Source organism: Aeromonas sp. QDB17 (genome assembly GCF_027705305.1).
Lineage (GTDB): Bacteria > Pseudomonadota > Gammaproteobacteria > Enterobacterales > Aeromonadaceae > Aeromonas > Aeromonas caviae.
Window position 1 is genome coordinate 28,466 of record NZ_JAPDBP010000004.1, and the last position, 18,247, is coordinate 46,712.

Sequence of the window (18,247 nt, forward strand, 5' to 3'; positions counted from 1 at the left end):
GCGGGAGCCATATGCCGCGCATCGGCCAAAAAAATACCGGCCAGCAGGGCTGACCGGTACGGGATTGCGAGACGCGAGGCGCGTTTCTTACAACTGCGGGCCCGCCGCGACCAGGCGTTTGCCTTCGTCGTTGTCGGTGAAGCGCTCGAAGTTCTTGATGAAGCGCCCGGCCAGATCGGCCGCCTTGGCATCCCACTCGGCCTGGTCGGCGTAAGTGTCTCGCGGATCCAGGATGGCGGGGTTGACGCCCGGCAGCTCGGTCGGCACTTCCAGGTTGAACACCGGCAGTACCTTGGTCGGCGCCTTCTCGATGGAACCATCCAGGATGGCGTCGATGATGCCACGGGTATCCTTGATGGAGATCCGCTTGCCGGTGCCGTTCCAGCCGGTGTTGACCAGATAGGCTTCAGCCCCTGCCGCTTCCATCCGTTTCACCAGCTCCTGGCCGTACTTGGTCGGGTGCAGGCTGAGGAAAGCCGCGCCGAAGCAGGAGGAGAAGGTCGGGGTCGGCTCTGTGATGCCGCGCTCGGTACCGGCCAGCTTGGCGGTAAAGCCGGACAGGAAGTGGTACTTGGTCTGCTCCTTGGTCAGCTTGGCGACCGGGGGCAGCACACCGAAGGCGTCTGCGGTCAGGAAGATCACCTTGGTGGCGTGACCCGCCTTGGAGACCGGCTTGACGATGTTGTCGATGTGATAGATGGGGTAGGAGACCCGGGTATTCTCGGTGCGGGAACCGTCGTCGAAGTCGATGGTGCCATCGGCGGCCACGGTCACGTTTTCCAGCAGCGCATCGCGGCGGATGGCGTGGTAGATGTCCGGCTCGGCCTCTTCGGAGAGCTTGATGGTCTTGGCGTAGCAGCCCCCTTCGAAGTTGAACACGCCGTGATCATCCCAGCCGTGCTCGTCATCGCCGATCAGCTGACGCTTGGGATCGGTGGAGAGGGTGGTCTTGCCGGTGCCGGAGAGGCCGAAGAAGATGGCCACGTCCCCATCCTTGCCCACGTTGGCGGAGCAGTGCATGGAGGCGATGCCGCGCAGGGGCAGGAAGTAGTTCATCATGGAGAACATGCCCTTCTTCATCTCGCCACCGTACCAGGTGCCGCCGATGAGTTGCATCTTCTCTGTCATGTTGAAGGCGACGAAGTTCTCGGAGTTGAGACCCTGCTCCTTCCAGTTCGGGTTGGTGCACTTGGCACCGTTCATCACCACGAAGTCCGGTTTGAAGGTCTTCAGCTCCTCTTCGCTCGGGCGGATGAACATGTTCTTCACGAAGTGCGCCTGCCAGGCCACCTCGGTGATGATGCGCACTGCCAGGCGGGTGTCCGGGTTGGCGCCGCAGAAGCCGTCCACCACGAACAGACGCTTGCCGGAGAGCTGTTTGGTGACCAGCCCTTTCAGATGTGACCATACTTCCGGGGTGATCGGCTTGTTATCGTTTTTACCCTGGTCAGACCACCAGACAGTATCCTGGGTAGTGGCATCTTTGACGATATATTTATCTTTAGGGGAGCGGCCGGTGAAGATGCCGGTGTTGACGTTGACGGCGCCAAGCTCGGTGACGACGCCACGTTCGAAGCCCTCAAGGTCTGAGCGGGTCTCTTCAGCGAAAAGCTGCTCATAGGAGGGGTTGCGAACGATTTCCTGGCTGTTTTTGATACCGTATTGGTCCAGCTTCAGTTGTTGGGCCAGGGTGGGTTCTACCACGATTGTCATTGTATTCTCCTGGGTTCAGAGGTGTGTAGGGTTCTATCTGACGTTCATGCTACCACCTAGGTGGTAGTTTTTAGCGATCGCCATCAAACTTTATAAAATAGGGTATTTTTTTGTTATTTAAGTTAAAGGCGGGTTTTGCCCGCCTTTGATTAGTGTAACTGGTTTGCATCATTACCGGGAGCCCTGCTGAACAGGGTTTCGATGTCTATCCCGTCGAATTCGTAGTGGGCGCCGCAGTAATCGCAGTGCATGTCGATCTTGCCGAGCTCCTGCACCATGGATACCGCTTCCTCCTTGTCTATCTGCAGCAAAGCCCCTTCGCAACGGGCGCGGGAGCAGGTGCAGCGGAACTCGATGGCCTGGGGATCGAACACCCGTACCTTGTCCTGGTGGTAGAGGCGGTAGAGGATCTCTTCCGCGTCCAGACCGAACAGCTCTTCGTCCTTGATGGTGGTGGTGAGCTGGACCAGGTGGTCGAAATCTTCGCTGTGATCCTCGCTCTGGGCCGGCAGCTCCTGCAGCAGGATGCCCGCAGCACGGGGCTCGCCCTCGTGGTGGCCGGTGCGGATCCAGAGGCGGGTGGCCAGTTGTTCGGACTGGGCGAAGTAGTGCTCCAGACAGGCCGCCAGGGTGTCGGCCTCCAGGGCGATGATGCCCTGATAGCGCTCTCCCTGATCCGGAGTGATGGTGATGACCAGATGGCCGTTGCCGATCAGGCTTTGCAGCTTGCCGTCCGTCGGCAATTCCCCTTCATAGCGTGCCACGCCGCGCAATTGCTGGTTGTTGTCGCCGTTGATGACGGCCAGACGCACCGGACCGTCCCCCTGCAGCTGCACCGTGATGGAGCCTTCGAACTTGAGGGTGGCGGTCAGCAGGCTGGTGGCAACCAGCAGCTCGCCCAGCAGGTGCTGCACCTGTACCGGGTAGTTCTGAGCGTCGATGATGTGGCGGTAGGTACGATCCAGCTGGACCAGCTCCCCACGCACTTCGTACTCTTCGAACAGATAGCGATACAGGAGGTCTTGGTTACTCATCATGGTTTCCTAGGATGTTCTTGGGGAAAAATAAACACATTGTTAAACAGGTGGTTAGGAACTAATTCCTCCACCTGTCGTCATAAAGGGGCCACAGACGCGGATTAGGATTGCTTGACCCGGATAAGCTGGCGTCGCTCCTGCTTGTCGGGTCGGCGCTCCGGGCTTGGGGCAAACTGGCTGTTGAAGCGGCGGGCTTCGCTGTTTTCGGCCCGTTTCTTCAGGCTGGCCTCTGTCTCTTCATAGAGTTGCTGGGCCAGCGGGGCGGATTTGCGCTGCTCGCTCACCTCGAGCACCCGCACCTCCCGCTCGTCCTGGCCTTGCCAGAATCGAACCAGGGCGCCGACCTCGACCGCCTTGCCCGGCTTGGTGCGCTGGCCGTTGTAGTGCACCTTGCCGCCGTCGATCTGATCCCGCGCCAGACTGCGGGTCTTGTAAAAGCGGGCGGCCCACAGCCACTTGTCGAGACGGACCTGAGTGCTGCTTTGTGCTGGATTCGACATGGATCGGCTCCGGAATGGCTGAAAAGGTGCCTGATTATACCAGAGGCGGGCCCCGGGATAGAAACAGGGGGCATCCGGGTGTGACGGAAACTGAATTTTCACCCCTTGGTCCCATCCGGTCGGTTGTCTCTGGGTCCATTGCCGTACACAATAGCCAACCGACTTGGATGCCAGACAATTTTGAGAAAGATGACGCTACCGTTCAGGGATGATTTGTTGACTTCCCTTCTGGCTCGCTGCAAGGCCATGCCACTCTCCCGTTTCAGCCAGCCCCTGTTCTGGCTTCTGCTGCTGTTGCTGGCCCAGCAGTGTGCCGTGCTCACCTGGCGCCTGTACGAACTGGCCCAGCCCGCTCCCCTGACCCCCTGGCAACCCTCGGTCCCCTCGGTGCAGGGGAGTGGTGGCGATCGCCTCGATCTTGGCAACCTCAGCCGCCTCTCTCTCTTTGGCAAGGCGCTGCAACCCCAGGCGGACAAGGCGGCAGAGACGGTGGCGGCGGATGCCCCGAAAACCCAGCTCAACGCCCAGCTCAACGGGGTGCTGGCAAGCTCGGATCCCGCCAAGTCCATCGCCATCATCGCCCACAACGGGACACAGAACTCTTACGGCATCGGGGACTACATCGACGGTACCCAGGCCAGGATACGCCAGGTGTTTGCCGATCGGGTCATCATCGCCCGGGACGGCCGTGACGAGACCCTGATGCTGGACGGGGAAGAGTATGGCAAGCCCCTGCCCAAACCGGCCCGCCAGGAGGGGCTCTCCTCCGTGCGCAGCGAACTGCTGGGCAACCCGGGCAAGATCACCGATTACCTCAATATTTCTCCGGTCCGGGTGGACGGTCGCATGACCGGCTATCGCCTCAACCCGGGTCGCAATCCGGAACTGTTCAATCAACTCGGACTGGTCGCCAACGATCTGGCGGTCAGCATCAACGGCCTGGATCTGCGTGACAACGCCCAGGCCATGCAGGCGATGCAGCAGGTGGCGGGCGCCACGGAAATGACCGTCACCGTCGAGCGGCAAGGACAGCTCTACGACGTCTATGTCGGCTTGTCAGAATAATGAATTGGAGTAGCACCAAGAATGACAAATAAAGGGAAGGGCTGGCGTCTGGCCACCATGGCGGCAGCCTTGATGATGGCCGGTTCTGCCTGGGCCACCGAGTATTCCGCCAGTTTCAAGAACGCCGACATCGAGGAGTTCATCAACACGGTCGGCAAGAACCTGAACAAAACCATCATCATAGAGCCATCGGTACGCGGCAAGATCAACGTGCGCAGCTATGACCTGCTCAACGAGGATCAGTACTACCAGTTCTTCCTGAGCGTGCTCGACGTTTACGGCTTTGCCGTGGTGCCCATGAACAACGGCGTGCTCAAGGTGGTGCGCTCCAAGGATGCCAAGACCTCGGCCATCCCCGTGGTGGATGACACCAACCCCGGCGTGGGTGACGAGATGGTGACCCGGGTGGTACCGGTGCGCAATGTCTCGGTCCGTGAACTGGCCCCCCTGCTGCGTCAGCTCAACGACAACGCCGGCGGCGGCAACGTGGTCCACTACGAGCCCTCCAACGTGCTGCTCATCACCGGCCGCGCCGCCGTGGTCAACCGCCTGGTGGAGGTGGTTCGCCGGGTGGACAAGGCGGGGGATCAGGACATGGACGTCATCAAGCTCAAGTTCGCCTCCGCCGGCGAGATGGTGCGGCTGGTGACCAACCTCAACAAGGATGGCAGCAATCAGGGAGCCAACGCCTCGCTGCTGCTCTCCCCCAAGGTGGTGGCCGACGAGCGCACCAACTCAGTGGTCATCAGCGGCGAGCCCAAGGCCCGTGCCCGCATCATCCAGATGGTGCGCCAGCTCGACCGGGATCTGCAGAGCCAGGGCAACACCCGGGTCTTCTACCTGAAATATGGCAAGGCCAAGGATCTGGTGGACGTCCTCAAGGGGGTCAGCTCCAGCATCGCCGCCGACAAGAAGGGCGGGGCGGCGGCCACGGCCACGGGCGGCGCCAGCATCGGCGGCGGCCAGCTCGCCATCTCCGCCGACGAGACCACCAATGCCCTGGTGATCACCGCCCAGCCGGACGTGATGGCCGAGCTGGAGCAGGTCATCGCCAAGCTCGACATTCGCCGTGCCCAGGTGCTGGTGGAGGCCATCATCGTCGAGATATCGGATGGTGACGGCATGAACCTCGGGGTGCAGTGGGCCAACACCAATGGCGGCGGCACCCAGTTCACCGACACCGGTCTGCCCATCGGCTCCCTGGCCATCGCCGCCAAGGATTACAAAGACAACGGCAACACCGACGGCCTGTCATCCCTGGCGGGCAGCTTCAGCGGCATGGCGGCAGGCTTCTATCACGGGGACTGGGCGGCGCTGGTGACGGCGCTCTCCACCAACAGCAAGAACGACATCCTCTCCACCCCGAGCATCGTCACCATGGACAACAAGGAGGCCTCCTTCAACGTCGGTCAGGAAGTGCCGGTGCAGAGCGGCTCCCAGAGCTCCACCACCAGCGATCAGGTGTTCAACACCATAGAGCGCAAGACGGTGGGGACCAAGCTGGTGGTGACGCCCCAGATCAACGAAGGAGATTCCGTACTGCTCAACATCGAGCAGGAGGTCTCCAGCGTGGCACAGAAGCAGGCGACCGGGACCGCCAACCTGGGCCCCACCTTCGATACCCGTACCGTGAAGAACGCCGTGCTGGTCAAGAGCGGCGAGACAGTGGTGCTGGGCGGCCTGATGGACGAACAGACCCAGGAGCAGATCTCCAAGGTGCCCCTGCTCGGGGACATTCCGGTGCTGGGCTACCTGTTCCGTTCCTCCAAGACCTCCACCGCCAAGCGCAACCTGATGGTCTTCATCCGCCCGACCATATTGCGTGACGCCAATGTCTACTCCGGGGTCTCCAGCAACAAGTACACCCTGTTCAGGGCCGAACAGCTGAGCCGGGCTGCGGAAGAGGGCTATGCCACCTCGCCGGCTCGCCAGGTGCTGCCCGCCTATGGCCAGGACGTGATGATGTCCCCCGAGGTGCAGCAGCAGATCCAGAGAATGCAGGCCCAGCAGCAGGCGACCGCCACCGGCGTGCGCGCCCAGGTGCAGGAGCAGCCCTTCGTGCAGAGCAAGCCCTGATGGCCGCCTACCAGCTCGATGGCAGCGAGCTGCCGGCTCCCCTGCCGGAACTGCCGTTCGCGTTTGCCCGCAACTTCGGGGCCATCCTGACCGAGCGCCAGGGTGCCCCGGTACTGCTCTGTCGTCAGGGGATCTCCCCCCAGACCCTGCTGGAGGTGCGACGGGTGGCGGGCTGTGCCTTCGCGGTGGAGCAGCTTGGCAACGACGAGTTCGAAACGCTCCTGATGGCCCACTATCAGCGTGACTCCTCCGAGGCGCGTCAGTTGATGGAGGATCTCGGCAACGAGATGGACTTCTTTGCCCTGGCCGAAGAGCTGCCTCAGAGCGAGGATCTGCTGGACGCCGACGACGACGCCCCCATCATTCGCCTCATCAATGCCATGTTGAGCGAGGCGATAAAAGAAGAGGCGTCCGACATCCACATCGAGACCTTCGAGCGGGCCCTGGTGATCCGTTTTCGCATCGATGGGGTGCTGCGGGAGATCCTGCGCCCCCATCGCAAACTCGCCTCCTTGCTGGTGTCGCGCATCAAGGTCATGTCGCGCATGGACATCGCCGAGAAGCGGGTGCCCCAGGATGGCCGCATCTCACTGCGCATCGGCGGCCGGGCGGTGGACGTGCGGGTCTCCACCATGCCCTCCAGCTACGGCGAACGGGTGGTATTGCGACTGCTCGACAAGAACAACGTGCGCCTCGAGCTCAAGCAGCTCGGCATGACGCTGGCCAACCGCAACATCATCAGCGAACTCATTCGCAAGCCCCACGGCATCATCCTGGTGACGGGCCCGACCGGTTCGGGCAAGTCCACCACCCTTTATGCGGCCCTCTCGGAGATCAACTCCCGGGATCGCAACATCCTGACCGTCGAAGACCCCATCGAATATGACCTCGAAGGGGTGGGCCAGACCCAGGTCAACAGCAAGGTGGACATGACCTTCGCCCGGGGCCTGCGCGCCATTCTGCGCCAGGATCCGGACGTGGTGATGGTGGGGGAAATCCGTGACCTCGAGACCGCCCAGATCGCGGTGCAGGCATCCCTCACCGGTCACCTGGTGATGTCGACCCTGCACACCAACACCGCCATCGGCGCCATCACCCGGATGCGGGACATGGGGATCGAGCCCTTCCTGCTCTCCTCGTCGCTCCTGGCGGTACTGGCCCAGCGGCTGGTGCGCACCCTCTGCCCGGATTGCCGCGCACCGCACCCTGCCACCGAGCAGGAGCGTGTTGCCATGGGCATCGAGCTTGCGCCGGATCAGCAGATCTGGCGTCCGGTGGGCTGCGAGCAGTGCAACCATACCGGCTATCGCGGCCGGACCGGCATCCACGAGCTGGTGGTGGTGGACGAGGCGGTGCGCGAGGCGATCCACAGCGCCAGCGGCGAGCTCGCCATCGAGCGGCTGATCCGGGGTCACACCCCCAGCATCCGCCGCGACGGCATCGACAAGGTGCTCAAGGGGCAGACCAGCCTCGAAGAGGTGCTGCGCGTGACCCGGGAAGACTGAAATGGCGGCATTTGAATACAAGGCTCTCGACGGCAAGGGGCGCAACAAGAGCGGCGTGCTGGAAGGGGATTCCGCCCGCCAGGTGCGCCAGCTGCTGCGCGAGCAGGGGCTGACCCCCCTCGAGGTGAATGAGACCACCGAGAAGGCCAAGCGGGAGGCGAACCGCTTCGTGCTGTTTCGCCGTGGTGCCTCCACCGCAGAACTGGCCCTCATCACCCGCCAGCTGGCGACCCTGGTGGGGGCCGGTCTCACCATCGAAGAGGCCCTCAAGGCGGTCGCCGAGCAGTGCGAGAAGGCCCACCTGCGCAGCCTGGTGGCGACGGTGCGCAGCAAGGTGGTGGAGGGGTATTCCCTGGCCGACTCGCTGGGGGCCTTCCCCCATGTGTTCGACCAGCTGTTCCGCTCCATGGTGGCGGCCGGCGAGAAGTCCGGTCACCTGGAGAAGGTGCTCAACCGTCTCGCCGATTACACCGAGCAGCGCCAGCACATGCGCACCAAGCTGCTGCAGGCGATGATCTATCCCATCGTCCTCACCCTGGTGGCGGTGGGGGTCATCTCCATACTGCTCACCGCCGTGGTGCCCAAGGTGGTGGCCCAGTTCGAACACATGGGCCAGCAACTGCCGGGTACCACCCGTTTCCTCATCGGCACCAGCGAGCTGTTGCAGCACTACGGCCTCTGGTTCCTGCTGCTCCTTGGCATTGGCGGCCTGATCTGGCGCTGGTGGCTGACCGACGACAAGCGTCGCCGTCGCTGGCACCAGGTGATACTGCGCCTGCCGGTGATCGGTCGGGTCAGCCGTGGTCTCAACACCGCCCGCTTTGCCCGCACCCTGAGCATCCTCAACGCCAGCGCCGTGCCCCTGCTGGAGGGAATGAAGATCGCCGGCGAAGTGCTCTCCAACGACTATGCCCGCATGCGCATCGGTGAGGCCACCGAGCGGGTGCGGGAGGGCACCAGCCTGCGCAAGTCGCTGGATGAAACCAGAATTTTTCCGCCCATGATGCTGCACATGATCGCCTCGGGCGAGCAGAGCGGCGAGCTCGACAGCATGCTGGAGCGGGCGGCGGACAACCAGGACAGGGAGTTCGAAACCCAGGTGAACATCGCCCTCGGGGTGTTCGAACCCATGCTGGTGGTCTCCATGGCAGGGGTGGTGCTGTTTATCGTGATGTCGATCCTGCAGCCGATCCTGGAGCTCAACAACATGGTGAATCTGTAAGGGTCGGGTGCCCGAATAGGCTTCGCCATTCGAACCTGCAAATTCAATCGAACGATCGTGGTTTAACAGTTAATCGTTGATGGCTAATGCCATCTCATTTCGTGAGGGAGTCAGTCATGCAAAAGCGTCGTCAATCGGGTTTTACCCTGCTGGAAGTGATGGTGGTCATCGTGATCCTGGGGATCCTGGCCAGCCTGGTGGTGCCCAACCTGATGGGCAACAAGGAGAAGGCGGATCAGCAAAAAGCGGTCTCCGACATAGTGGCGCTGGAAAACGCCCTCGACATGTACAAGCTGGACAACAACCGCTACCCGACCACCGAGCAGGGGCTGGATGCCCTGGTCAACAAGCCGACCGCATCCCCTGAGCCGCGCAGCTACCGTGAAGGGGGCTACATCAAGCGCCTGCCGCAGGATCCTTGGGGCAACCAGTACCAGCTGCTGAGCCCGGGCCAGTTCGGCAAGATCGACATCTTCTCCATGGGGATGGACGGCGAAGCCGGGACCGATGACGACATCGGCAACTGGAACCTGAAGGACTTCCAATAAGTGATTCCGCCGCGTCGTGCTCACCGGGCCACCCCGGGGCTGCCTGAATGAAGGTGGCCTCTTCGGCCCGTCACCAGGCCGGTTTTACCCTGCTGGAAGTGTTGCTGGTGGCCATGTTGATGGGACTGGTGGCGACCGCCGTCACCCTCAGCATGGGGGGCGCCAGGGGGGATCGGGAGCTCGACAAGCAGGCGCGCCGCTTCATGGCGACCCTGCAGCAGGCCCAGGAGTATTCGGTCATGGATGGCAGGCTGCTGGGGCTGCGGGTCGAGGAGAACGGCTGGCAGTTTATGTCCCGGGATCCCAAGGATCGCAAGTGGCGCGCACTGACCGGTGACAAGTTGCTGGGGCCGGTGACGTTGCCGGAGGGGATGACCCTGGCGGTGGAGCTGGAAGGTTTCAACTGGCGTACTGCGTCGGACGAACGCCAGGAGCAGGGTCGGGACGAGCGCGAGCGGACACCCCAGATCCTGGTCTTTCCGGGGGGAGAGCTCTCTCCCTTCGTGCTGACCCTGGGCCAGCAGGACGAGGATCTGCACTACCTGCGCACCGTCAGGGGGGACGAGTTCGGTCGTCTCTCCCTGCTGCAGGATGAAGAGGAAGAAGAATGAAGAGCGCCAGGCCCGCAGGGGGCGCTCTAGCGCGTCGCACCGCTCTGTCGGGCGGCCCCGCCCGGGGGCGCGGCATGACGCTGCTGGAGGTCATGGTGGCCCTGGCGGTGTTTGCCATCGCCGGGCTGGCGGTGATGAAGACCGCGAGCGAACACCTGGCCGGCCTCAATTATCTGGAGCAGAAGACCCTGGCGACCTGGGTGGTGGAGAATCAGCTGGTGCAGCAGAAGCTCGAAGGCAAGTGGCCGGGAGACAGCTGGGTGGAAGGGGACGAGGAGATGGCCGGGCAGACCTGGTACTGGCGCTATCGCGGCGTCGCCACGGCGGACAACAACTTCAGGGCGCTGGACATGGAAGTGCGCACCGCGCCCAAGGCCGACAGTCCGGTGGCCATGATCCGGACCTATCTCAGCCGATGAACATTCATCAACGTGCGTCCATGATCCGGAGCCGGTGTCAGCCGATGATCCAGAGCAACACCCACCCATCGTGCCACCGCGGCTTCACCCTGCTTGAGATGCTGGTGGCCATCGCCATCTTTGCCACCCTGAGCCTGGGGGCCTATCAGGTGCTGCAAGGGGTGCTGACCAGCGACGAGGTGGCCAAGCGCAAGGAGGCCCGCCTTTCGGAACTGCAGCTCGCCTTCAGCCTGCTGGAGCGGGACGTCACCCAGATGGTGCCGCGCAGCGGTCGCATCGACGGCGAGAACAACAAGGTGCTGCTGGCGGCGTCTCGCTTCGGCCAGCAAAGCGACGACTGGGGCATGGCCTTCATTCGCGGCGGCTGGCTTAATCCGGACGGCATACTGCCGCGCTCCGGCCTGCAACGGGTGGGTTGGCGTCTCAAGGGGCAGACCCTGGAGCGGTTGAGCTACCTCTATCCGGATCCGGCCATTGGCACCGAGCCGCGCATTCAGCCCGTGCTGACCGGCGTGACGGCGCTGCGCCTCTATTTCTACGACAAGGGACAGTGGAAGGAGGAGTGGACCCAGCGCGACCTGCTGCCCTACGGGCTGGCGGTGGAGCTGGAGCTTGAAGACTACGGCACCATCCGCCGCCAGTTCCTGATCGGAGCCGGTGGTCAGAGGGCAGAGAATGGTAACTGATCGTCGTTCTCCCCTGTCCGTCACGGAGGATGACGGCACTATTCGACGTCGCCAGTTCCTGATCGGTGCTGGTGGCCAGAGGGCGGACAATGGCAATTAAGCGCGGCCGGGGCCGATCCCGCACTACACTGGGCCGCCAGGGGGGCATGGCGCTGCTGGTGGTGCTGCTCATCCTCGCGGTGATGGTGATCGTCGCCAGCAACATGAGTGGCCGCCTGCAACTGGAGCTGCGCCGCACCGCCAACCTCACCCTGGGCAAGCAGGCCTGGTGGTATGCCATGTCGGCGGAGGCCCTGGTGATCAAGGTGCTGAACCAGGACTTCAAGGATGACCCGGATCGGGTGAGTCTGGGACAGAACTGGGCGCGGGAGGACGGGGTCTTCCCGGTGGAGGATGGCACTCTCTCGGGCCGGGTACGGGATCTGCAATCCTGCTTCAACCTCAACAGCCTGAGCGTGCCCCTCAAGGAGGGGGAGAACGGCGACGATCTCGAGGCCCAACCTTATCAGTTCAAGGTGTTCCGGGCCCTGCTCGCCCAGCTCGAGGTGGATGATTACGAAGCGGTGCAGCTGACGGACGCCATCCGTGACTGGACCGACAAGGATACCCAGCTGGTCTCGAGCAACGGGGCCGAGGATGCCTACTACGAGGGACTCAATCCCCCCTACCTGGTGGCTAACCAGCGGATGCTGGGCACCGACGAATTGCGGGCAGTGCGCGGGGTGAGCGCCAGCCTGTACGCCCGGTTGGCCCCCTATGTGTGCTCCCTGCCCAATGACAAGCTGGTGGTGAACATCAACACCATCCGGCCGGAGCAGGCGGCCCTGCTGGTGGGGCTCTACCAGGGGAAGATCGGGCTGGACGATGCCAAGCGGGTGCTGACCAGCCGCCCCAAGAAGGGGTGGAAGAACAAGCAGGAGATGACGGAGCAGTTGCAGGTTCAGCCGGGTGCCATCACCGGGCTGGATGGCGCCCTGGACATCAAGAGCAGCTTCTTCGAGGCCCGCCTGCTGGCGGAGGTGGGGGAGACCCGCGCCAGGCTTGAGACCGTCTTCCAGCGTGGCAAGGACAACAAGCTGGTGATGCTGCGTCGCCTGAGCGGCGGCGCCGAATAACAAGGGGGCGTGGGGCGGTTTCAGCTGCCCTGCGCATCCCCCGATTGGACTGCAACCCATGGCTGTGCGCCCGCCCCCCTGAGGGAGGAGCGGGCATGGCAGGAGAGACATTAGTGAGCGAGAGTCTGGTCATCCGTCTGGGGACCAATGCGCAGCAGCCAGTGCACTGGCTGGTCTGGTCGGCGCAGGAGCAGGAGATCATCGCCTCCGGCATCCTGGCCTCGGCGCACGCCCTCGGCGAGCTGCAGGAGCGTGCCGGTGGTCGCCCCGTGGTGACCCTGGTGCCCGGCAGCGATCTTATCTTCCGGCGGGTCAATCTGCCGGGCAAATACAGCCGCCAGAGTGCGGCGGCCCTGCCCTATCTGCTGGAGGAGCAGATCGCCTCAGACGTGGACGATCTGCACCTGGTGGTGCTCGGCCATCAGGGCCGAGAGGTGGATCTGATGGCGGTGGACAAGGGGAAGATGCACTCCTGGCTCGGCTGGCTGGAGCAGGCAGGGCTCAAGACCCTGCACCTGCTGCCCGACGTGCTGGCGCTGCCGCTCGCCGCCGATGGCTGGTCAGCCCTGCAACTGGGGGAGGAGTGGCTGGTCCGCCAGGGCTCCCGCCAGGGCATAGTGGCGGAGGAGTCCCTGCTGGCCATGCTGCTGGCAGCGCAGACCGAACCCGTCACCCTTCACTGCCATACTCCCATCCCCGCCATGGCGGCGGGCAACTGGCAGGGGGCTGACCCGGAACTGCCCATGCTGTTGCTGGCGAAAGGGGCGCTGACCTGCCAGGCCAACCTGTTGCAGGGGCCCTATCGTCCCCAGACCGAATACGCCCGCTACTGGTTGCAGTGGCGCAAGGTGGCGGTGCTGGCAGGCGTATTGTTGCTGGTGGCCCTGGTGCAGCGCGGCGTGCATCTGCACCAGCTGGCGGAACAGGACAAGGCCCTCAAGGCGGAGATCCGGCAGGTCTACACCCGGATCTTCCCGGGGGAGACGCGCATCGTCAACGTGCGCAGCCAGATGACCCAGCACCTCCAGCAGTTGGGACAGGCTCCGCAGGATGGCGTCCTGTTGCTCCTGACCGAGCTGGCCCCGGTGTTTGCCGAGGTGCCCGGCCTCAAGCCCGAGGTGCTGCGCTTCGATGCAGCCCGGGGCGAGCTGAGGTTGCAGGTGACGGCCCCCGGCTTCACCGAGATCGAGCGTTTCCGCGAGCTGGCGGGCAAGCGTTTCGAGGTGCAGCAGGGTGAGGTGCGAAGCACCGAAGGCAAGGTCGAAGGGGCGCTGGTGCTCAAGGGGAGGTCGTCATGATGGACAAACTGCAGAGCTGGTGGCGCGGCATCAGTGCCCGCGAGCAGCGGCTGGTGGCGGTGGGGGGCAGCGTGCTGCTCATCGGGCTCTTCTACTGGGCGATCTGGCAGCCGGTGGCAAATCGCATTGCCGAGCGCGAGCGGCAGGTGGTGAACCAGCAGCAGACCCTGGCCTGGCTCAAGGAGAAGGGACAGGAGGTGCTGGCGATGCAGGGGGGACAGGGGCGCCAGATCGATACCGGCGGTACCCTGGACGGTGTGGTGAACCGCACCGCCTTCAACCAGAAGATCAAGATTGCCCGCTTGCAGCCCCAGGGTCAGGAACTGCAGGTATGGATAGACACGGTGCCGTTCGATGATCTGCTGATCTGGCTTGCGACCCTCTCGGATCAATACGGCGTCCAGGTGCAGATCATCGAGCTGGCCCGCGAGGGGCTGGCCCCCGGGCTGGTCAAGGTCAGACGTTTGCAGTTGAGTCGTTCCCAATGAAGCGAAAAATAGTGATCGCCAGTCTCTTCCTGCTGGCCTATCTCGGTTTCCTGCTGGCCCAGTTGCCAGCATCCCTGGTGGTGCGCCATCTGCCGCTGCCCCCCAATCTGGTGCGGTTGGAGGGGGTGAGCGGCACCCTCTGGAGCGGTCAGGCCGCCCGGGTGCAATATGCCAGCGAGTCCCTCACCCAGTTGCGCTGGGATCTCGATGGCTGGTCTCTGCTGCGGCTGGCGCCCGAGGTGTCGGTGCGCTTTGGCGAGCGCAGCGGACTCAACGGGCAGGGGATCCTGGGTTGGAACGGTGCCGCTTTCGGGCGCGACATCACCCTGAATGCGCCTGCCCCCTGGGTGCTGGAGCGGGTGCCGATGAGACCCCCCTTCCCGCTGACGGCGGCGGGCCAGTTGCAGCTCAAGATCGACCAGTTTGCCCAGGGCACTCCCTGGTGCGACAACCTTTACGGGGAGCTTCACTGGTATGACGCACAGGCGGACACCCCGGCGGGCAAGCTGGCCCTGGGGGATCCCGAGATCACGCTCACCTGTCTCGACTCCCGGCTGGTGGCCGAGATCAAGCAGGGCTCGGAGGCGGTGCAGGTGCTGGGCAAGCTGGAGTTGCAGGCCAATCGCCAGTACCTGTTCCAGGGCACCCTGAAACCGGGTCCCGAGCTGCCGGACCAGATGAAACAGGGGCTCCCCTTCCTCGGCCAGCCCGATGGGCAGGGGCGCTTCCCGCTGCGTTATCAGGGCCGCATCTGACGGCGTTGCCCATGATTTGACAGGCACAGACACCACCCTGCCCCGGCGGGGTGGTGTCGTTATGGGGGCGCGCCGGCTGGCGCCGTGATGAGGTGATTGAGGAAGAAGCTGAACAGCTCGGCCCGGGAGTGCAGGTTCAACTTGGCGTAGAGGTGCTTGCGGTGATTCTTCACCGTGCCGCTGCCGATGCCGAGCGCACCGGCAATGGCCTCGGTATCCAGCCCCTGCAACAGCAAACCCGCCACCTGGCGCTCCCGCCGGGTTAGTTGATCTCCCCCCACACTGGCGATAGCCTGCTCCACCGCCCCCTTGAGGTCAGTGCCATCTGACCTGACCGGGCTGCGGGCCAGGCGGGGTGTCTCTTCCCGCCAGTGCTGGCGACACAGCGAATGCACCAGCGGGAACAGTGCCTCCAGCCTGGCCAGCTCGTCACGGCTGAGGGAGCTGCGCTTGTCGAGGCGGCCCAGAAACAGCATCAGGGTGAGGCCGCCGCGCACCGGCAGGATCAGCCCCACCTCCTCCTGCCAGCCGGTGGCCTGATAGAAGTGGTGGCGATACTCGGGGTCGAGCCGCCCCCGCGACACCTGCGCCAGGGTCCAGACCCCGGCCCCCAGGCCCTGTTCCAGCGCCTGCATGAAGGGATCCTGACTGAAGTGGCGGGTGAGGTAGCGGTCGAACAATAGGGCCCGCTGATGATGCAGGTTGTCGTAGAGGTAGACGGGGCGCAGCCCCACCCCGAGCAGCAGGGCACAGTCGAATGCCACCTGTTGCTGGATGAGGCGCACCAGGGCTGCCGGGAAGCCGCTGCCGTGCAGGGCATCGACGGCGGCGGTCAGGCTCAGGGTATCCGTGGCAGGAGACGGGGGCATGGCGATGGGCTCCGAGTCTGGGAATGGTTTCCCCACGATGGCAGGATGCTAGCACGGGAGTGGCAAAACTGTCCCCTGGGGGACATATCTGCCAGCACCGCAAACGGCGAGGATGGCCCTCTTTCTCTTGCTGTTGGAGCCCTCCATGACAAATCCTCACCTGCTCGATGAGCTGACCCAGCGCGGCCTGGTGGCCCAGAATTCCGACCCGGTGGCGCTGGCTGACCACCTCGCCACCCCGCGCACCGTCTACTGCGGGTTCGATCCCACCGCCGGCAGCCTGCACATCGGCCATCTGGTGCCACTGTTGATGCTGCGCCGCTTCCAGTTGGCGGGCCACACCCCGGTGGCGCTGGTGGGCGGGGCCACCGGCCTTATCGGCGATCCCAGCTTCAAGGCAAGCGAGCGCACCCTCAACAGCGCCGAGACGGTGCAGGGCTGGGTCGCCAGCCTGTCGGCCCAGATAAGCGCCCTGCTGCCAGCGAGCGACGGGCTGGCGGCGCCGCTGCTGGTCAACAACGCCGACTGGATGGGGCAGATGTCCGCCCTCGATTTTCTGCGGGACATCGGCAAGCACTTCTCGGTCAACGCCATGCTGGCCCGCGAATCGGTGCGCCAGCGCCTGGCCCGTCCGGATCAGGGCATCTCGTTCACCGAGTTCTCCTACACCCTGCTGCAATCCCAGGACTTCGCCGTGCTCAACCAACGCCTCGGCTGCACCCTGCAGATCGGCGGCAACGACCAGTGGGGCAACATCACCAGCGGCATGGACCTCACTAGGCGGCTGCATCAGACACAGGTCTATGGCATGACGCTGCCGCTCATCACCAAGGCCGATGGCACCAAGTTCGGCAAGACCGAGGGGGGCGCTATCTGGCTCGACCCGGCGCTCACCTCCCCTTACGCCTTCTACCAGTTCTGGCTCGGTACCGCAGACGAGGATGTCTACCGCTTCCTGCGCTACTACAGCTTTATGCCGCTGGCCGAGATTGAGACGCTGGAGGCGGAGGATGCGAAGCGGCAGGGGCGCAAGCTGGCCCAGCAGGTGCTGGCGGACGAGCTGACCGAACTGGTACACGGCAAGGGGGCGCTGGCGGCGGCGCAGCGCATCAGCGAATCGTTGTTCAGTGGCGAGGTAGCCCGCCTTGGGGAGAGCGATCTGGCCCAGCTGGCGCAAGATGGCATGCCAAGCAGCTGCATCGAGGGGGAAACGGATCTGGTGACCCTGCTGGTGGAGTGCGGCCTGGCCAACTCGAAGCGGATAGCCCGCGAGCTGCTGGCGGCGGGGGCCGTCAGCGTCAACGGTGCGATCCGCCGGGATGAGCCGCTCACCGCCGACGATCGGCTGTTCGGCCGCTACCTGATGCTGCGCCGGGGCAAGAAGCAGTACCACCTGGTGATCTGCTCATGAAGGGGTGAGCGCCTCGATGACGTAGTCGAGGAAGTGGCCGACCAGGGCCGACTCGGCCCGGCGCTGGGTATAGAGGGCGTAGAAATGGGCCCCCTTGGGGCGATAGTCCGGCAGCACTTCGCGCACCACCCCCTCGGCCAGCTCGGCCGCCACCAGGTAGCGCGGCAGGCGGGCTATCCCCAGTCCCTGGCGCATCCCTTGGTGAATCGCCTTCTTGCTGCTGAAGGCCAGTTCGCCCGCTACCTCGAGAGGGATCTCGCGCCCCTGGGCAAGCAGGGGCCAGCGCTCGTGGCGGCCGTACTCCTGGCTGCGGGTGATGAGGCTGTGCTGGTGTAGATCCTGCGGTGTGGTGAGGGGCGGGTGGCGGTCCAGGTAGTCGGCGCTGGCGCAGAGCACCAGATCGTCCACCGCGATGGGGCGCGCCAGGTAGGGCTGGGTGCCGAGCTCAGTGCTGCGAAACGCCACGTGCAGATTGTCGCGCAGCAGGTCGGCCGGGGTATTGCTGAAGTCGGCGATGATCCGAACCTCCGGGTGGTCGGCGCGAAAGCGCAGCAGCACCGGAGTCAGCACCACTTCTCCCCAGAGATCCGGCGCCGTGATGCGCAGCTCCCCGCACAGTGCCGAGCGGCGGCGCTGCAGGCCTTCCAGCAACTGCTCGTGGAGGGCGATCATCTGGTCGGCCTGGCGGTAGGCGAGCTCTCCTGCGTCGGTCAGTTGCACCCGGCGGGTGGTGCGGCTCAGGAGCACGCTGCCGAGGCTCTGCTCCAGGTGGCGCAGATCTTTTGACGCCTTGCTCGGGGTGATGCCGAGCTGGGCCGCCGCCGCGGCGAAGGATCCACAGCGGACGATGGCGACCAGCAGGCGCATCAGGTAGAGGGTGTCGAGCTTGTGGTGACGCATGAGGGGTGGCCTATTGTGTCTTGCTGGGA

At 64.2% G+C, this 18,247-nt stretch carries 18 protein-coding genes and 1 pseudogene; 14 read left to right on the forward strand and 5 right to left on the reverse strand.

Annotated elements, in window-relative coordinates:
• Window positions 1-87: 87 nt before the first annotated feature.
• The 3 genes from pckA to hslR all read right to left on the reverse strand — a co-directional run bounded on the left by pckA (window position 88) and on the right by hslR (window position 3,250).
• Window positions 88-1,713, reverse strand: coding sequence for a phosphoenolpyruvate carboxykinase (ATP) (pckA, locus tag OKC41_RS04915; protein ID WP_069651932.1), 1,626 nt, complete (start codon window positions 1,711-1,713; stop codon window positions 88-90).
• Window positions 1,714-1,862: 149 nt separating this feature from the next.
• Window positions 1,863-2,747, reverse strand: coding sequence for an Hsp33 family molecular chaperone HslO (gene hslO / locus OKC41_RS04920; RefSeq protein ID WP_010675729.1), 885 nt, complete (start codon window positions 2,745-2,747; stop codon window positions 1,863-1,865).
• Between the two features lie 104 nt (window positions 2,748-2,851).
• Window positions 2,852-3,250, reverse strand: coding sequence for a ribosome-associated heat shock protein Hsp15 (gene hslR, locus OKC41_RS04925; protein WP_010675728.1), 399 nt, complete (start codon window positions 3,248-3,250; stop codon window positions 2,852-2,854).
• A 213-nt stretch (window positions 3,251-3,463) separates the two neighbouring features.
• Here hslR and exeC point away from each other — a divergent pair, with 213 nt between their 5' ends.
• From exeC to exeN, 13 genes and pseudogenes are all read left to right on the forward strand, one after another.
• Complete coding sequence (gene exeC / locus OKC41_RS04930) at window positions 3,464-4,315, forward strand: GspC family type II secretion system variant ExeC (RefSeq protein ID WP_279981940.1); 852 nt, start codon at window positions 3,464-3,466, stop codon at window positions 4,313-4,315.
• Between the two features lie 21 nt (window positions 4,316-4,336).
• Window positions 4,337-6,391, forward strand: coding sequence for a GspD family T2SS secretin variant ExeD (gene exeD, locus OKC41_RS04935; RefSeq protein ID WP_010675726.1), 2,055 nt, complete (start codon window positions 4,337-4,339; stop codon window positions 6,389-6,391).
• Window positions 6,391-7,896 (forward strand): GspE family T2SS ATPase variant ExeE, encoded by a 1,506-nt coding sequence (exeE, locus tag OKC41_RS04940; protein ID WP_201888138.1) that lies wholly within the window; start codon window positions 6,391-6,393, stop codon window positions 7,894-7,896. The genes exeD and exeE overlap by 1 nt, the downstream gene beginning before the upstream one ends.
• 1 nt (window position 7,897) lies before the next feature.
• A complete protein-coding gene (exeF, locus tag OKC41_RS04945; protein ID WP_039040588.1) occupies window positions 7,898-9,118 on the forward strand; it encodes a GspF family T2SS innner membrane protein variant ExeF in 1,221 nt (406 codons plus the stop codon).
• A gap of 116 nt (window positions 9,119-9,234) precedes the next feature.
• On the forward strand, window positions 9,235-9,666 hold the full coding sequence (gene exeG / locus OKC41_RS04950; protein WP_010675723.1) for a GspG family T2SS major pseudopilin variant ExeG: 432 nt from the start codon (window positions 9,235-9,237) through the stop codon (window positions 9,664-9,666).
• Between the two features lie 47 nt (window positions 9,667-9,713).
• Window positions 9,714-10,277 (forward strand): GspH family T2SS minor pseudopilin variant ExeH, encoded by a 564-nt coding sequence (gene exeH, locus OKC41_RS04955; RefSeq protein WP_270671768.1) that lies wholly within the window; start codon window positions 9,714-9,716, stop codon window positions 10,275-10,277.
• A 74-nt stretch (window positions 10,278-10,351) separates the two neighbouring features.
• On the forward strand, window positions 10,352-10,696 hold the full coding sequence (gene exeI / locus OKC41_RS04960) for a GspI family T2SS minor pseudopilin variant ExeI (protein WP_201894677.1): 345 nt from the start codon (window positions 10,352-10,354) through the stop codon (window positions 10,694-10,696).
• A gap of 44 nt (window positions 10,697-10,740) precedes the next feature.
• Window positions 10,741-11,382 (forward strand): GspJ family T2SS minor pseudopilin variant ExeJ, encoded by a 642-nt coding sequence (gene exeJ / locus OKC41_RS04965; protein WP_045522074.1) that lies wholly within the window; start codon window positions 10,741-10,743, stop codon window positions 11,380-11,382.
• A 25-nt stretch (window positions 11,383-11,407) separates the two neighbouring features.
• Window positions 11,408-11,482, forward strand: a pseudogene (locus OKC41_RS04970) (type II secretion system protein GspJ); the annotation flags it as partial.
• Entirely contained in the window at window positions 11,472-12,497 is a 1,026-nt protein-coding gene (gene exeK / locus OKC41_RS04975) for a GspK family T2SS minor pseudopilin variant ExeK (RefSeq protein ID WP_104452241.1), read from the forward strand. The pseudogene OKC41_RS04970 and the gene exeK, both read left to right, overlap by 11 nt.
• 113 nt (window positions 12,498-12,610) lie before the next feature.
• Window positions 12,611-13,795 carry a GspL family type II secretion system protein ExeL gene (exeL, locus tag OKC41_RS04980; protein WP_201894621.1) on the forward strand — a complete coding sequence of 395 codons (1,185 nt, stop codon included), beginning with the start codon at window positions 12,611-12,613 and terminating at the stop codon, window positions 13,793-13,795.
• Window positions 13,792-14,283 carry a GspM family type II secretion system protein ExeM gene (exeM, locus tag OKC41_RS04985; RefSeq protein ID WP_010675717.1) on the forward strand — a complete coding sequence of 164 codons (492 nt, stop codon included), beginning with the start codon at window positions 13,792-13,794 and terminating at the stop codon, window positions 14,281-14,283. The genes exeL and exeM overlap by 4 nt, the downstream gene beginning before the upstream one ends.
• Window positions 14,280-15,038 (forward strand): GspN family type II secretion system protein ExeN, encoded by a 759-nt coding sequence (gene exeN / locus OKC41_RS04990; RefSeq protein WP_201894622.1) that lies wholly within the window; start codon window positions 14,280-14,282, stop codon window positions 15,036-15,038. The genes exeM and exeN overlap by 4 nt, the downstream gene beginning before the upstream one ends.
• 59 nt (window positions 15,039-15,097) lie before the next feature.
• Here exeN and OKC41_RS04995 read toward each other — a convergent pair whose 3' ends face one another.
• On the reverse strand, window positions 15,098-15,907 hold the full coding sequence (locus tag OKC41_RS04995) for a helix-turn-helix transcriptional regulator (RefSeq protein WP_201894623.1): 810 nt from the start codon (window positions 15,905-15,907) through the stop codon (window positions 15,098-15,100).
• 145 nt (window positions 15,908-16,052) lie between these two features.
• Here OKC41_RS04995 and tyrS point away from each other — a divergent pair, with 145 nt between their 5' ends.
• Entirely contained in the window at window positions 16,053-17,318 is a 1,266-nt protein-coding gene (tyrS, locus tag OKC41_RS05000; protein WP_201894624.1) for a tyrosine--tRNA ligase, read from the forward strand.
• Here tyrS and OKC41_RS05005 read toward each other — a convergent pair.
• On the reverse strand, window positions 17,313-18,218 hold the full coding sequence (locus OKC41_RS05005) for a LysR family transcriptional regulator (protein WP_201894625.1): 906 nt from the start codon (window positions 18,216-18,218) through the stop codon (window positions 17,313-17,315). The genes tyrS and OKC41_RS05005 overlap by 6 nt on opposite strands.
• Window positions 18,219-18,247 lie beyond the last annotated feature (29 nt).